Genomic DNA, 14,244 nt, shown 5'->3' on the forward strand with positions numbered 1-14,244 from the left:
TTCAAAAGCCCAAGAATGATCGCTGAGTAGCCGGGAGCAACTGGTCCTTGTCACCGATCGTCGAGGCTTTCAGGCGACGAGCACCGTCCGGCGAAACCACGGAAATCTCTTTGTGTTGCACGAGGCGCTCCAATGCTTCTTTGTAACGCACGCTATCGGCCGGTGAGAGATTGCACGTGGTCGCGAACAGCTCGCCGCGGACTACCGCGACCAGCTGCTGCCATGGAGCGAGTGCGAGCCGTTGCTGCCGGACTATTGCCGCCAGCTGGGTTTGCCGGCGACCGCGACCGAGTTCGTCAACGCCCTGCATCTGCGGTTGTCGAAGACGGCCGAGCTGACCGACGCGGGCTACCTCGAAAACGGCCAGGTCGTCATCGACGAAGACGGCATTCCGGTACTCAAGCGCACCAAAGCCAAGGACGCCACCAGCAGCGCCCGCGCCTTGGAAACGGTGATCCTCGATCGCATGCGCGAGCGCAGCGTCATCGAGGTGCTGTGCGACACCGCGCATTGGACGGGATGGAGTCGGCATTTCGGGCCGCTGTCGGGTTCCGATGCAAAGATCGACCAGCCGACCGCACGGTACGTGGCCACCACGTTCACCTACGGCTGCAACCTCGGGCCAGCCCAGGCTGCACGCCATTTCCGCGGCGCGATTTCTTCGCACATGCTCTCGTTCGTCAACCGCCGGCACGTCGACGCGAACAAACTCGCCGCGGCGTGCCGCGACATCATCAACAGCTATGCCGGCCTGCAGCTGCCGAAGTTCTGGGGCGATGGCAAGTCGGCGGCCGCCGACGGCACCAAGTACGACCTGTACGACCAGAACCTGCTCGCGTCATACCACATCCGCTATGGCGGCTACGGCGGCATCGCGTACCACCACGTCTCCGATACCTACATCGCGCTGTTCAGCCACAAACAAGCCGATGCTCGGCAGGCCCGCGTTCTTGGTGACGGAATTGACCAGCAAGTTGGTGGAAGTGCCGATCAAGGTGCACACGCCACCGAATTGGCTCGCATAAGACAATGGGATCAGCAGCTTCGAGGTGGGAATGTGGCGTTGGTGCGCTACCGTGAGTACAACCGGAAGAAAGACCGCCACCGCCGCCGTATTGTTGATGAAGGCGGATACCGTGGCGACCAGCGCAATCATGGTCAGCAGGAGGGCAGGGCCATTGACGCCCACCAGGGCCAGCAGCCGCGCCAAACCATCCAATGCGCCCGTCTCGCGCAGTGCGGCGCTTACCACGAACATTGCCGCGACCGTGATCGTGGCTGGATTCGCAAATCCGCTCAGGCTTTCCTTGGGCGTGACCAAGCCCACTGTGACGAGTGCCCCGAGGACCAGCAGCGCCACGATTTCCGCCGGCCATCGTTCGCTGATGAACAGCGCGATAGCAACGACGGTGATTCCACAGACCCACCAAACTTCCATCGTTTCTATCCCGATTCCTGCGCGCCCAATGTAACCGTTAACTACCGGACGTACTTGCCACCTTCCCGCTGCAGCGTGTAGAGGATGGATCGAAGCGGGGCGTCAGCGAAGTGCTGTTTCCAAAGTCTGGGCGTGAGCTCATGAACGCGTGAAGCGGGATGTTGGCCGACGCGCTGTAGGACGTCGACGAGGTAGGTGTAAGGATCGATGCCGTGTAGCTGGCAGGTAACGATCAGGCTCTGCACGATGCCGACGTGCTTGGCGCCCAGCTCTGTCCAACAGAAGAGCCAATTGCGGCGTCCCATGGGGATGGGCCGCAAGCTGCGTTCGAGATGATTGGTGTCGATCGGTACATCGGGATCGGTCAGGTAGACCGACAGCGCGACACGCCGTTCCCAGGCATAACTGAGTGCCTTGGTGAAGGGATTGCTGGGTAATAGGTCTGGTCGTCGTCGTTGTTGTTCGACCCAGTCAAAGAACCACTCGATCCGGGGTTTGCTGTGCGTGGCGCGGAAGTTCTGTTTGTCTTCGGCGGCAAGATTTCGATCGCGTATGTCTTGCTCGATTTCGTAGAGCGCGCCGATCAGCTCCAGCGCTTGTGCGGTGCCCTCGGGGTCGCTGCTCTGCGCGTCAAAGAACTCACGACGGCAGTGCGCCCAGCATTGGGCATGCGTGACGCCGGTTTGCTGCGCGTAGCGCGCATAGGCGGCGTAGCCGTCGGACACCAGCACGGCGTTGTCGCGCTGATGCAGACCCAGCGTTTGGGCGACCACGGTGTGCGCTCGTGTAGTGGCGAATGGGAAGCACACCTCGTCCTTGTCGCCGTATACCGGCCAGAAGTAGCCGGTTTTCATCTTGCCCTTGCCGGCCTGTCCGGCCTTGATCGGCGTCTCGTCCATCGCGATCACGCGACTGTCGCGGATCGAGGTCAGCTGCGCCTCATAGATCGGATACAGCAACGCACAGATCTGCTGACTGAGCTGGTTGAGCCAAGGGCGGCTCACGGTAATGCCGGCATCGCCCAGTTGCTGGTGTTGGCGATAGAACGGCAGGTGGTAGCGGAATTTGTTGACCAAGAGGCCCGCGCAAAAGCTCACATCGGCGCGGCTGCCCTCGAGCACGCCGGAAGGCGCGGGCGCGCACAACAGTTCACCCGTATCGCGTTGCTTGTACACCGGCCGCACGTATTTGATCACCACAAAGCTGGCCGGCTGCTGCGCCACCCGGAAGCTCTCTTTGTCGCCGATGTGCTCATACGCATCCGGCGCGAGCGCATCCATCCGCGGTGTGGTGACGACCACCGTATACATCGGTACACGTGATTCGTCGAAGAACGGTACGCTCTCGCTCTGCGCCGCATCGGTACGCGGTTTGCTCCGAACATGGGCAGGCACAACCTGTGACGACGCCGGCAATGACGCAATCTTTGCCGGATCGATCAGCATCGCATCAAGCGCCATCTGCGCCGGGTTGTCGATCAAACGGCGCTCACTTTTCTGGCCAAATATCTGGCGCTTGAGCCAGTCCAATTCGTTCGCCAGCGTGTCGATCCGATTCGTCAGTGTGCCAGCCAGATCGACCACCTGCTGCGGGCTCATTTGAGCCGCTTCAGACAGTGTCAATGTCGCTGCTGGCGAAGGACGTTTCATGGTCATAGCGTACGCGATTGTGTACACGATGTATCGGCATTCCCGCGCTGCAAAACGTAGCGTTTGCGCCTAGACGTATTCGCTACATCGATCCCTTCAAGCAACAGCTTCAACGCCGTCCAGTCCATCTCGCGCGATCGCACCTTGCGCCAATCACGGATGAAACAACCGCGCTCCAACCGCTTGCTCCACACGCACCAACCGCTGCGGTCGAAGTACAGCACTTTCGTCTGCGTACCACGCCGGTTCACGAAGACGAACAGCTGTCCGCTCAGCGGATCACAGCGCAGATCGGAACGCACCAAAGCGCTCAATCCGTCGAACGACTTGCGCATGTCCGCCGGATGGCCATACAGCTGCACGCGGATCTGGCCTTCCGGAAAGAACATCAGCCGCGCACCACGTGAATCACCAGGCCACCGCCCAGATCCAGCCGGATCTCCGTGCGAAGACTCGCTCCCGAAATCGGCGACGATGCGGCACTGGCACCTACCACACCCAAATCCACGAAAGGCGACTTACGCGATGAAGCCGCCGGCGCCAAACGCGAATCGACCAGCAAGCCACGCCACCGATACACACTGGCCGCACTGATCCCTTCGCGCTCGCAGAACGCCGCGACCGAAAGATCGCTGCGCTCCAATCGCGACAACACCTCTCGCCACTGCGATTCGCTGCGTCGAATCCGAATACCTGCCGCCTTGCTCGCCATACCTCATCTCCACTCGTCTCGACACCCGTCGTGTCGGCGCCCATTTTCGGGGCTTCGCGCGAGAGGGGAAGGACGCCGGGGAGTTAACGCTTACCGCCCAATGATCCAGGCGTGGCACGAACCTCACTGATCGGGCGCCGACCCCGTTCGCGTAAAGCGGCGATCATATCGGCTCTGTGCTGGCATCGTGAGACGAGTCCGTCTGCAGCCGGACATTACTCGCGTACTTGTTTCAAAACTATTCTTAACTAATTGATCTGTAATAACTTTGACCCTGGCGTGCCAGGCCCGAGGTTGCTCTACTGGCGAGTGCTGGTGGGCACAGCCCCTGGTGGCGCTGTTGCGGCATTCTCGCTGCCGTCCGAGCCGCACCATCGCGACAGGCACCAGTTCCCTTGCTTCCGCAGACCTACTGTGAGGGTGCCTTGAGGCGTACACCACGCCCCGAGCCCTGGCTGGGCATGTTTTCGCCGATCAATTCGATGCCTGCGGTATCCAAAGCGGCGATGATCTTGGCAAGCGTGTCTACCACGCCGCGGACGTTGCCGGGGCTGGCCTCCATCCGCTGAATGGTCGGCAATGACACGCCCGCTTTTTCGGCCAACGTCTTTTGGTCCATACCTGCCAAGGCGCGCGCAGCGCGAAGTTGCGCGGCGGTAATCATGGCGACGTCCCTGCTGCGCCCGTTGGACGGCCGGATACCTGCAGTGATTTAGGAAGGGCGCTGTACATCGAGGTGGGCGAGGTAGTGCCTGGGCGGAAGCGAGCGCGGGATGATCCTGAAGTTGGGCAGAAATTGCCACCCTGACGGCGCCGGCTTCCGAAAATGATTACGCTGGAATGATGTATTAAACATCGACTAGAATGTATGGCGCATCATTTCTTATGGTCATGACATCGTGGTGCTGGCGCAGGTGAGCGCTGGTAGCGAAGCGCGACCCCGAAGGCGACCACGAGGCACCGGAATGACTTTACCGATCAAGCGCGACGCTCTTTCCCGACGGCCGCGAGGGCCAGTTGCCCAGCCACCGGTGCGATCAGAATCCGTTGAACCGTTGGCGCTGGATCGCATGGCGTTCGCGGGCACAGCGCATGCCCGTGCCGCGAACGGGGAAAAGATCCATGTCCAGGCGTTGTGCTGGCCCGTGATCGCAACCGCCTGGCATACCCTCAGCCAGGCGTGGAGCGCCGTTCGCGCAGAGCGGGGGACTCCGCCGCATTCCAGTTCCGGCACCTCATGGCTGAAAGAGCGTGCGCCGCAGTTGGCGGAGCCTTTCTGGAGCACGACGGCCGAGGAGAGCTCGGTTGCCGCCTTGGTGGCGCGCACCCCCGTTGAGATCGCGATTGTCGTGCTGCGCGAACGAGTGTCGGAAGGTGGCGAGCCGGGAGTCGGTCCTACGATCGCCTGGCAGGCGCTGGCCAACAGCCTGCTGGCCTACGATCAGGTTGCCCGCACGCCCGGTCGCCAGCCTTGCACGGTTCTGGTGACTGCAAATCCCGGAACCAGAAGTGAGCAGCAGGCAATGGGGGAATACGTTCGCGCGCGAACGCGTCTGCCTGACGCCACCTGGATTCGCGATCTTCAACTACGTTTCTGGGAAGAGCCCGCGGATCCCTTGCCTTTGCAACTGGCAAATGTCGCCGCCGAAGCCGTTGCCCGCTACCTGCTCGATGAAAAGGCCGTGAATCCGGTGTTTGCCGCCGTGGAGTCGAAATTGGCACACGCGCCATTTCCCCTGCGGCACCACGTCAAGGCCGGTCGCCGTTGATGGTCAGCGCGGTGTTGGCGGGAGCCCCCGGATGGTGAGCAAGCTCCCGGATCCCTTCGCCGGCGAGGCCCGGTGGGTAATCAAGGTGGCGACGCATCGCCTGCCCAATCGACCAGACATCATGGACTGGTACGAGCGTGAGCCCATTCCGGAACTGCATGGACGTACGCCCGCTGAGCTTGTTCGCCTCGGAAACGCGTGGGCACTGGTGACCTACTTGGATTCGTTGGATTCGCTCGCCAGAGGTGCAGGTCGGTAGTGGGGGCCTTCCGGAATCGCGGAAGCCGCATGCCCGCCAGGAACACCGGACGCAGGACCATTCGTCGCAAGCGGACTCTATTCTGTCATCGTATTTGACATAATATATATATGCAGGCAAATAGCCATCCGTTCACCATGGCATTCCTGTCGTTGCTCGTTCACTAGCGGCTTACATGCCTGCGTGACCAGCGCCCGGTAGCAGTCGACCTGGTTCGCTCATCCACCATCACAAGTCGAACAGCTCCCAACGCTGACGGAACACAAGCCCCCCTGTCGCGGAGCCGGGGATCGACTCGTTGCAGGAGTCGAAGTACGTAGGGGGCCGGCCGTCACCCGCCTCTTCCTCAATCCGTTGTCTCTGCGTGGTGGGAGGCCTTGTCCGGACGTGACAGTGCATTCAACTCGTCTTCCAGTTTCTCCTGGCCAGCATTCTATGCGCCGACGGTTCGTTATACGCTTCGCTCCCTCCTTGGTCGCCCTTTTTGTGCGTTTCCGACGTTTGGTACTTTGCGCTCGTCCAGTGGCCGGATCGCGTGCTACGGCGAGACTGTGAGCCAGGTATGCACATGCTCGTTTTGCCGGATCGCCCAACCGCCGAAATTCGCCTACGGTATTTAGTTCGACTCGAACTTCTCACCCTGGCGGTTCCCGATCATCGATCTTCGCGGTACTGTGTCGCCAGCTAGCAAGCTAATTGTGTTGTGCGCCAACTTAGGTATTTTCAATCGTGTGATTGAAGTTGCGGCGAAATCATTTCGGAAACACGCACAGCAAACGTGTTCCGCTGGACAGAAGAAATCCGAACTGCGCACACCTTCCTGATTTTTCTCTAGCAGGCCGTTGAGAAAACCCAATTTCCGCCCAGATCAAGCTGGCCAAGTGTTCGTTCGTGGTGCAGTAGCTGATCGATAGTGTGGGACTTGCGAGCTACGTCGGCGAAGGATTCCACCATCCTTGGATGCCACCGATGCGGATCAAGTTGTAGGCGGCGAATGTCCAAGTAACCCATGCGCGCACAGCCGGAAGTCCCACGCGAGTCAGCTTTCGAAGTTCACCGATGGTCTTGACCCAACCAAATCCTTGCTCGATCTTCTTTCGAACCCGCTGGCTGATCGCGTATCCCTTGCTTGATGCGGTGCGTCCGTCAACTGCACTTCGACGGTGGCTATTGTTCTGGGCAACGTGAGGCTTGATACCACGCTCCTTCAACGCGGCTACGAAAGCATGAGTGTCATAGGCTTTGTCTGCACCCAATGTGCATCCGGCGCCCAGGAGCATTTCGTCGACCAGCAACAGGCCGCTTTCTCGCTCGGATGTCCCAGTCGCATGGCGTACATCAACTCCCACCAGCAGACCGTTCCGGTTCTCCATCAATGTGCTGGCTTGGTAGCACAGCTTGGCTTCCTTGCCAGCACCTTTGCGCATCAAGCGTGCGTCGGGATCCGTCGTAGATTCGTGTGTTTCGTTACTGCGCTTTTGACCGTGAAAGTTTCCGCTGTCATCGCTACCGTCGCCGTCCTTCGGGCGAAAGCTCTTGTGAGAGGCCCAAGCCTCCAACAGTGTTCCGTCCACCGAAAAGTGCTCGTTACTCACCAGCTGTTTGAGCTGCGCCACCAACACGGTGTGATCGAAAAATCGTTGGGCGATCTCTTCATCGAACAACCGATCTCGATTGAACGAGAAGGTGGAATGGTCCCATACTCGATCGTCGATATTCAGGCCAACAAACCAGCGAAACAGAAGGTTGTAGTCCAGCTGTTCCATCAGCAGTCGCTCGCTGCGTACGCTGTACACGACCTGCAACAGCGATGCACGAAGCAACCGTTCCGGCGGAATGGACGGCCGCCCGATCCTGGCATAACGCGACTCGAATAGTTCGTCCATATTTGCCAAGATTCCGTCAACCAATTCCCGCAACTGACGAATGGGATGATCCGGCGGAACGCGTGCCTCGACCGATACGTAGGAGAACAATCCGAGTTGCTGAACGTCCGGTGTTCGCATGCTGAGTGGCTTCAGTCAATGGCGGAATGCTGCATTTTGCACTGAATGGGGCTTTCTCAACAGCCTGCTAGTGTCCTGTCAACCAGCGTTGTTGCCATGACGGCGTAGTAGAAAACGCAATGATATGCCACGTAGTGCCGTTGGCCACCTTGAACGCTGAATCGCCCCGTCTACTTTGAACACGTGTTCACCGCGCCAAGGCGGCGTGGCATGCTCGATGCCAGCCCTCTCGCCCGGCGTGCAGACCGAAATGCCGTTCCAGTTGGCGCCTGAGGCGGCAACCCACGCCACCCCGCGCGACGATGCTTAGGCTCGCCCGCGTTGTGAACCGTCTGGCGAGATCGGCATCCAGGGACTCTCATCGCCAGGGTTTGTCCGAAGAGGACGGAGTGACTCACACCAACGAACCTCCGAGATTCCCGGGGCTGTTCAGAGCGCGACTTCAGCGATGCGGTGTTCCCCGATTGCCCTGGCGCAAGGCGTGTGACAAAAACAGCTTCGCGTGCGCCAGCGCCTGGCTGTTGTCCTCTTGAGTGTCGGGATAGTTGGCTTGCCAGGCTCGTCGTCTACTCGTTGACGCCGCCTTAATTCGCCCGTCGCAATTCGGTGGCAAAAGGATGTTCCATCACGCCGTCTCAAGCACCCATTTCGCCACCCATCTATCCAAAATGACAGGTGAGTTGTTGATGAATAGTTTGAGCCAGTGCTCGCGCTCGTCGCTCGGCAAGACTCTAGATGCATTCAATATCGCACGGCGGGCCCAGCCCCCAAGGTTGTAAACACCTGCTTTGTGATTCCTCACCCAAGCAATGTTTTTTGTTGTTATGGCCGCAAGTGCTTGGTTCTCGATATTAGATCCGCCAAAGACAAGGCCATGAAGCTTGGGCGCCCCCATATATGTAGCTTGCTGAGCGACATGCCATTCCATCCAGAAGCGAACCAGCTGACTGTCAAGTGTTCCAAAGTCAACAATAGACTCAAGATGCGGAAGAAGACTTTTCGCAAGTTCTACGTCGGTCACCTCCTGAAGATAAAGTGCGACGTCGTTAACCACTGGAATGAAGAATTCGAAATTTTGTAGCAGGTGTTCAGCGATAGCAGATATCTTGTGCCGTCTGGCCGTGCGAATTACGCTGCGCGCCAGTCCCAAGTCTAGGTGTTCGTAAGCGAGAACCTTTTCGATCGCAGCTTGCAGTTGTGCCTTCTGAATTTCCGCGTCGTCGTCAATTTCGATCTGAATTTGTTCGATCTCGTCGGTGTACGGGTTAAAAACCTCTAAGGTCTCGAGAAGCTTGATCTTCTCTTCGGTGTACGTGCTATGCAAGTACTCCTTGACATAGGTTTTCGCCTTCATAACTAGCGTCTTATCAGAAGAGAGAGTCAGTCTATGGTTCTGATACAGATATAGGGTGAGCCGTTCCAGAACCTGCTGCAACTCACGCGGTGAGTTGGAGAAGACGCGAAAATCATCTACATACCGGGTATGAGGGACGCCCTGGTCACGCAAGAAGGTGTCCACGTCGATCAGCACCGCTTCTGCCATAACAATGCTAGCGGCCGGACCTACAGGAACCCCTTGAGAAGCCTTTTCGTTCAGCATTGACAGGAACGTCTCGATGTCGTCTGCGGTCGGCTTGAGAGCTGGGTCTGCTGCCTCAATTCCGTTATTCAGTCGATGGAGATAAATCTGATTGTAGAAGTCGGTGATGTCTGTGACTAAGATGTGCGAGAACTTCGTGGCGAGCTCCTCGGTCTTGCTAGTAAAGTTAGTCCAGCCCGAGCCACCTGCGAAGTAGCTGCCGTCCGCGATCTGAAAGCGGTACGAGCACGCAACGTGTAGTTCCGGCGGCATCCGTGCTGCTTCGACACCTTCAGCCACATGACACGCTAGGGCTGAATAGACCAGCGAGTCCAGCGGTTCCAGCTGGTGCACGACCCGAAAGCCTGCTTTCGGCTTAGCAATTGTCATAGCGCGAGGAGAGGTGACCCAGAGCTTCGGTACGTTCTTTGACATCAACTCTTTCTTCACATCGCTCCATTGGTGCCACAGGGCCAAAAATTCGGGCGGCTTCGGAAAAAAATCGGAGTCGTAGAACTTCTCGATGTGCTCTCGAGCGAACTCCAGCGATTGTTCAGTGAGAATAGTCATAGATTGGCCTCCGACGCTTGAACCAAGCAGCCGCTATCGCGATCGCTTCTTAATTGTACGCACCCACCTGCCCCACCATCAGGCGCAGACACGGACCCGACCCGCAGCATCGATCTGCATGGAACAAGTTTGTCATTGGAATTAATGGCCCAACGGCGAGTCATCATGGGAAGCCCAGGGGCATTCGTACGCAGGCCGGAGAGTTACACGGCGCCTCCCCCTCGCAGCACGCACAAAGCCATGCAGCATCCTCAATCGTCATGATAAGTGCTCTCCCCGGATTGCCGCTATGTACTACGCACATTCGGAATGACGTATGCCTTCGGCGCGGACTCTTTTCTGGCGTCGCCGGTACTCCGCCGCAGGTTCGTGACTGAAGATGATCCGATGCAACTGCAACAAGTGACTGCCCCCGCAGTTGCCGACATGCGCTCATGAGGTGCTTCCGCTCGTGCCATGAGCGGACGTTCGGACCGACTCTAACTTCGCTTTCAATAGCCGAAATGTGTCGACGCCGGTCTCAAACGCCCGCGAGTTGGGGGTGAGTAAGTTAGCAATCGTTGGTGTGACTATCGCGAACAGTGCGATCACAAGGTCGTCGCCGAGTCGTCGAGTTTGGCTTAGATCCTCAAGCAGCCCCGGCTCCTCACCATGTGCCAGCTTGTTTCGTCCCTCTCGGTATCGGTACACGTCAAGCTACTTGTCGCCTGCTTTGATCAATTGACCACCTTATCCGGATTGAGCGTCACGGCCCCCGTGGGCGACCAGTCGCGAACACCGCGAGACCATCGACGCGGATTCTGTGCTCGCGCCGATTCGTACAGGTGGTGACGGGCACGCAAGATGGCATGGTCCTCGCCACGATGACGTTGGGCTGGCGTAACGAACTGAATGCCGCTATGCCGATGCTCGCCGTTGTACCAATGGACGAAGTCAGCTGCCCACCGACGAGCGGCCTGGATGTCGCCAAATCCTTCCGGCGGATATCCGGAGCGGTACTTGGCGGTTCGGAACAGTGACTCGGCGTACGCGTTGTCGTTGCTCACGCGCGGACGTGAGTACGAAGGCGCGATGCCAAGCCATTGCAGCATGGCCAGCACTGTCGTTGCCTTCAGGCTGGCACCATTGTCGCCATGCAGGACGGGTTTGTTCAGTGCCGTGTGCACGCCTTCGGCCAGCGCGACGCGTTTAGCCAGGTGGGCGGCGTGCTCACCGGATTCGACCTGCTGAACCTCATGACCGACGATATGCCGGCTGTAGATGTCCAGGATGAGGTAGAGATAGAACCATTGGCCTTTCACGCGTGACGGCAACCAGGTCACGTCCCAGCACCAGACTTGGCCGGGCGCGGTGGCAATATGGGTTGTCGGTTCTCTGCGCCGTTCTGGCGCTTTCGCGCGACCGCGGTGTGTGGTCTGCTGGTTATGGCGCAAAACGCGATGGAAACTCGATTCGCTGGCGACATAGCGGCCCTCATCAGCCAGTCGCGGGACGATCTGCGCCGGCGGCAAGGCGGCAAATCGTGGTTCGTTGGCGATCTCCAGAATCGCTGCACGCTCTTGCGACGTCAGTGCGTGTGCCGGCACAGGCCGCACGGCCATCGGGCGACGGTCACCGGTCTCCAACCCACCGTCGCGGCGCCATCGCTGCAGCGTGCGAATGTCGATCCCGGCCAGCGAACACGCCACGCTCAGGCGGGCACCGCTACAGTGCGCCTCATCAATGGCTTCTACCATCCAACGGCGATCTTCCATCGCGATCATTCGTCCGCGTCCTTGGGGAAGATCGCCTCGAGTTTTTTGACAGAACCAGCAGTGCTGCCGTCTCCGCCAACGCTTTCTCCTTGCGACGAAGCTCGCGCTCCAGCTCCTTCACCTGACGCCGCTCCGACGGCACCTGCTGTGCAGCGTCCGGCCGCTCCAGGGCTCCTGTCGCGGCAGCACGCCACTGCGCCAACTCGCTCGGAAACAGCCCTTGCGACCGGCACCACGCGTTCTTCTCTTCCTCGCTCATTGCCGCCGTCGTCAGCAATGCCTCAAAGCGCGCTCCGGCTGTCCAACCGCCGTTCTTCTGGCCACTGGCCAGCGCCTCTGCGCGCCACCGCTCCAATGTATCCGCCGAGATGCCGATCTCGCGCGACACCACATTCACGTCCGCACTTTCCGGCGGCAGCAATCGCGCTACCGCCCGGTCCCTAAACGCCTTTCCGTATCGAGCCACGTTCTTGTCCTTCGCCCCAGGGGTACGATTCTATCGGGGCGACAAGTAGTCTGACGTAAGGGGGCACGCGGCCGGGCTTGAAGCGCATGGGTTGCTGCGGCGGCTGCCACTCAGTTTCGATCTGGCGATCTTTCCGCTGTTCTACCTGTACGCGCTGAGTCTCACGGCAGCCTCGGCCGCATCGATCCGTCGTGCGTTCGCCTGGTTGCTGCCGTGGGCGATCTTCATCGGCTATTCCGTGCTCGTCTACGCGGCGGCTATCGGGGAATCGGGCGTCCCGCAGATGGATGCAGTCGCCGGGCGGTGGCACTACTGGCAGTTCAAGCGGATCGAGGATTACCTGACGATCGGCATCAACACCGTGCTGGCGGGGCTCATCTGGTCGCGGGTCAGTCGTTACTACGCCCGCATCGAGCACTGGTTGCCTGAGCGGTTCGCGGATCTGCTGCGCCTGCTGAAGACCGTCATGGCCCTGGCACTGGTCACGGCCGTCGTCAACCTGGTCAGCTTTTCAGCAGAGCACCTTCTTGGGCTCGGCGACCGTGGGGTGTTCAGCCATGCGGCCCAAGCGTTCTACGTCGTGCTGGTCTACACGGTCGGAATCGTCGGCTTCCGGCTGAAGGATCTGCCGCAGTTTCCGGAGGCGACGACCGAGCCCGCCCCGCCTGCCCTGCCTGCCCGGCCGGACCCGGGCACCGATGATGCCTTCCAGAAGCTGCAGGCCCTGATGCAGACCACGCAGTTGTTCGCCGATCCCGATCTGAATCTGAACACCGTCGCGCAACGCCTGGGTTTGACCGCGACCGAAACCTCCCGTGTGATCAAGGAAGGCTCGGGCAAGCACTTCCGTGCCTACGTCAATGAGTTCCGCGTCGAGGCCGTCAAGCGGAAGCTGCTCGATCCCGACTACCGCAGCGTGTCGGTACTGGCGATCTCGCTCGAATGCGGTTTCAACGCCGAATCGAGCTTCTATCGTGTGTTCAAGGCCGCGACGGGCCTTTCGCCGACATCATCGAGCCGTAGCCAGGCGCCAGTGCGCTGGCCACGTTGCCTAAGGCGAACAGCGCCATGAGCGCCATCAGCAGCGCGCGGCGCTTCCACGGTGCCGACAGCACCGCCAGAACCGGCGCGCCGATGACCACGCCGATCGCGTAGGCGCTGATCACATGGCCCGCCTCGGGAATCGCCGTGCCCAGGTCGCGGGCGACCTCGGGCAGCAGGCCCATGATGACGAACTCGCCGGTGCCAATGGCGAATCCGCCCACGCCCAGCGCCCAGATGGCCGGCCAGAAGCGGCGCTCGCGCTCAAGTTCCGTGTCCGCCGCCAACGCGGGCCCGGCGGCAGCCGCCGGGGTAAGGCGGCCGCTCATGGCCGCGCGACGGTGAAGCGAGCGCGGACGTGCTTGGGCTGCTCGATCTCGTCGACGATTGCCACCGCGAGGTCGGCCACTGTGATGCCGGCGGGTTGCTCGCCGGCCATCAGTAGCTGGTCGCCGCCGACGCGGTAGCTGCCGGTCCGCTCGCCGGGCACCAGGAAAGCCGGCGGGCTGATGAAGGTCCAGTTCAGCTTGGTGTTGCGCTGCATCGCGGCCAGCGTGTCGCGTGCGGCGCGAGCGCCGGGCACGATGTTGGCCGGCACGTGCTGGGCGAATTCAGGTGTGTCGACCAATTGGACGCCCGGTGCGACGTACAGGCTGCCGGCACCGCCAACTACCAGCAAGCGTTCCACGCCGGCGGCTTCGACGCCGCGCTCGATCGCGGCGGCGCCTTTGATGAACAGCGCATACAGCTCCGGCTCGTTCCAGCCGGGGTTGAAGGCCGAAACCACCGCATGGTGGCCGCGCACGGCGGTGGTCACCGCCTCGGGGTCGTAGACATCGACGGACCGAGCCACCAAGCCCGGACGGGGCGCCAGCTTGGCGGCGTCGCGCGACAGGGTGGTGACCTGGTGGTCGCGGTTGAGCAGCTCAGCGAGTACGGCGGTGCCGACAAATCCGGTGGCACCGATCAGGGCGATTTTCATAAGGCAGGTATCACGAGTA

12 protein-coding genes and 1 pseudogene are annotated in these 14,244 nt (G+C 60.3%); 3 read left to right on the top strand and 10 right to left on the bottom strand.

The genetic code is table 11. From position 1 onward, the window contains the following. Window positions 1–175: 175 nt before the first annotated feature. A pseudogene (locus tag N4264_RS25830) lies at window positions 176–949 on the top strand (Tn3 family transposase); the annotation flags it as partial. Here N4264_RS25830 and N4264_RS25835 read toward each other — a convergent pair. The 5 genes from N4264_RS25835 to N4264_RS14825 all read right to left on the bottom strand — a co-directional run bounded on the left by N4264_RS25835 (window position 839) and on the right by N4264_RS14825 (window position 4,463). After that, window positions 839–1,438: an SLC13 family permease gene (locus N4264_RS25835; RefSeq protein ID WP_425508275.1), complete on the bottom strand. Its 600-nt coding sequence runs from the start codon at window positions 1,436–1,438 to the stop codon at window positions 839–841. The pseudogene N4264_RS25830 and the gene N4264_RS25835 sit on opposite strands and share 111 nt — an antisense overlap. Before the next feature lie 41 nt (window positions 1,439–1,479). Beyond that, window positions 1,480–3,087 (bottom strand): IS66 family transposase, encoded by a 1,608-nt coding sequence (gene tnpC / locus N4264_RS14810; protein WP_261692848.1) that lies wholly within the window; start codon window positions 3,085–3,087, stop codon window positions 1,480–1,482. A 2-nt stretch (window positions 3,088–3,089) separates the two neighbouring features. Next, the gene (gene tnpB / locus N4264_RS14815; protein WP_261692849.1) at window positions 3,090–3,476 is read right to left on the bottom strand and encodes an IS66 family insertion sequence element accessory protein TnpB; all 387 of its coding nucleotides are present in this window, start codon (window positions 3,474–3,476) and stop codon (window positions 3,090–3,092) included. Further along, complete coding sequence (gene tnpA, locus N4264_RS14820) at window positions 3,476–3,799, bottom strand: IS66 family insertion sequence element accessory protein TnpA (protein WP_261692850.1); 324 nt, start codon at window positions 3,797–3,799, stop codon at window positions 3,476–3,478. Before tnpA ends, tnpB begins: the two co-directional genes overlap by 1 nt. A gap of 409 nt (window positions 3,800–4,208) precedes the next feature. Next, window positions 4,209–4,463, bottom strand: coding sequence for a type II toxin-antitoxin system RelB family anti-toxin (locus tag N4264_RS14825; protein WP_261693015.1), 255 nt, complete (start codon window positions 4,461–4,463; stop codon window positions 4,209–4,211). A 391-nt stretch (window positions 4,464–4,854) separates the two neighbouring features. Here N4264_RS14825 and N4264_RS14830 point away from each other — a divergent pair, with 391 nt between their 5' ends. After that, entirely contained in the window at window positions 4,855–5,568 is a 714-nt protein-coding gene (locus N4264_RS14830) for a hypothetical protein (protein ID WP_261693016.1), read from the top strand. Window positions 5,569–6,756: 1,188 nt separating this feature from the next. On the opposite strand, the gene N4264_RS14835 is transcribed toward N4264_RS14830, so the two are convergent. From N4264_RS14835 to N4264_RS14845, 3 genes are all read right to left on the bottom strand, one after another. Further along, a complete protein-coding gene (locus tag N4264_RS14835; RefSeq protein ID WP_261692907.1) occupies window positions 6,757–7,833 on the bottom strand; it encodes an IS5 family transposase in 1,077 nt (358 codons plus the stop codon). 625 nt (window positions 7,834–8,458) lie between these two features. Further along, on the bottom strand, window positions 8,459–9,982 hold the full coding sequence (locus N4264_RS14840) for an RNA-directed DNA polymerase (protein WP_261693017.1): 1,524 nt from the start codon (window positions 9,980–9,982) through the stop codon (window positions 8,459–8,461). A 716-nt stretch (window positions 9,983–10,698) separates the two neighbouring features. Further along, a protein-coding gene (locus N4264_RS14845) for an IS3 family transposase (RefSeq protein WP_261693018.1) occupies window positions 10,699–12,202 on the bottom strand; the annotation gives its coding sequence in 2 pieces (ribosomal slippage) (window positions 10,699–11,782 and window positions 11,781–12,202; 1,506 coding nt in all). Between the two features lie 205 nt (window positions 12,203–12,407). On the opposite strand from N4264_RS14845, the gene N4264_RS14850 reads away from it, so the two are divergent. Continuing rightward, window positions 12,408–13,274: a helix-turn-helix domain-containing protein gene (locus N4264_RS14850; RefSeq protein WP_261693019.1), complete on the top strand. Its 867-nt coding sequence runs from the start codon at window positions 12,408–12,410 to the stop codon at window positions 13,272–13,274. On the opposite strand, the gene N4264_RS14855 is transcribed toward N4264_RS14850, so the two are convergent. Next, window positions 13,183–13,572 (bottom strand): MFS transporter, encoded by a 390-nt coding sequence (locus N4264_RS14855; RefSeq protein WP_261693020.1) that lies wholly within the window; start codon window positions 13,570–13,572, stop codon window positions 13,183–13,185. The genes N4264_RS14850 and N4264_RS14855 overlap by 92 nt on opposite strands. Further along, the gene (locus tag N4264_RS14860) at window positions 13,569–14,225 is read right to left on the bottom strand and encodes an NAD(P)-dependent oxidoreductase (RefSeq protein ID WP_261693021.1); all 657 of its coding nucleotides are present in this window, start codon (window positions 14,223–14,225) and stop codon (window positions 13,569–13,571) included. The genes N4264_RS14855 and N4264_RS14860 overlap by 4 nt, the downstream gene beginning before the upstream one ends. Between the last annotated feature and the right edge of the window lie 19 nt (window positions 14,226–14,244).

The sequence above is a fragment of the Tahibacter amnicola genome (assembly GCF_025398735.1).
Classification (GTDB): domain Bacteria; phylum Pseudomonadota; class Gammaproteobacteria; order Xanthomonadales; family Rhodanobacteraceae; genus Tahibacter; species Tahibacter amnicola.

Bases quoted from the DNA above. Each gene is read 5' to 3' on its own strand.
- N4264_RS25835 (WP_425508275.1), bottom strand. From the start codon at position 1,438: ATGGAAGTTTGGTGGGTCTGTGGAATCACCGTCGTTGCTATCGCGCTG.
- tnpC (WP_261692848.1), bottom strand. From the start codon at position 3,087: ATGAAACGTCCTTCGCCAGCAGCGACATTGACACTGTCTGAAGCGGCT.
- tnpB (WP_261692849.1), bottom strand. From the start codon at position 3,476: ATGTTCTTTCCGGAAGGCCAGATCCGCGTGCAGCTGTATGGCCATCCG.
- tnpA (WP_261692850.1), bottom strand. From the start codon at position 3,799: ATGGCGAGCAAGGCGGCAGGTATTCGGATTCGACGCAGCGAATCGCAG.
- N4264_RS14825 (WP_261693015.1), bottom strand. From the start codon at position 4,463: ATGATTACCGCCGCGCAACTTCGCGCTGCGCGCGCCTTGGCAGGTATG.
- N4264_RS14835 (WP_261692907.1), bottom strand. From the start codon at position 7,833: ATGCGAACACCGGACGTTCAGCAACTCGGATTGTTCTCCTACGTATCG.
- N4264_RS14840 (WP_261693017.1), bottom strand. From the start codon at position 9,982: ATGACTATTCTCACTGAACAATCGCTGGAGTTCGCTCGAGAGCACATC.
- N4264_RS14855 (WP_261693020.1), bottom strand. From the start codon at position 13,572: ATGAGCGGCCGCCTTACCCCGGCGGCTGCCGCCGGGCCCGCGTTGGCG.
- N4264_RS14860 (WP_261693021.1), bottom strand. From the start codon at position 14,225: ATGAAAATCGCCCTGATCGGTGCCACCGGATTTGTCGGCACCGCCGTA.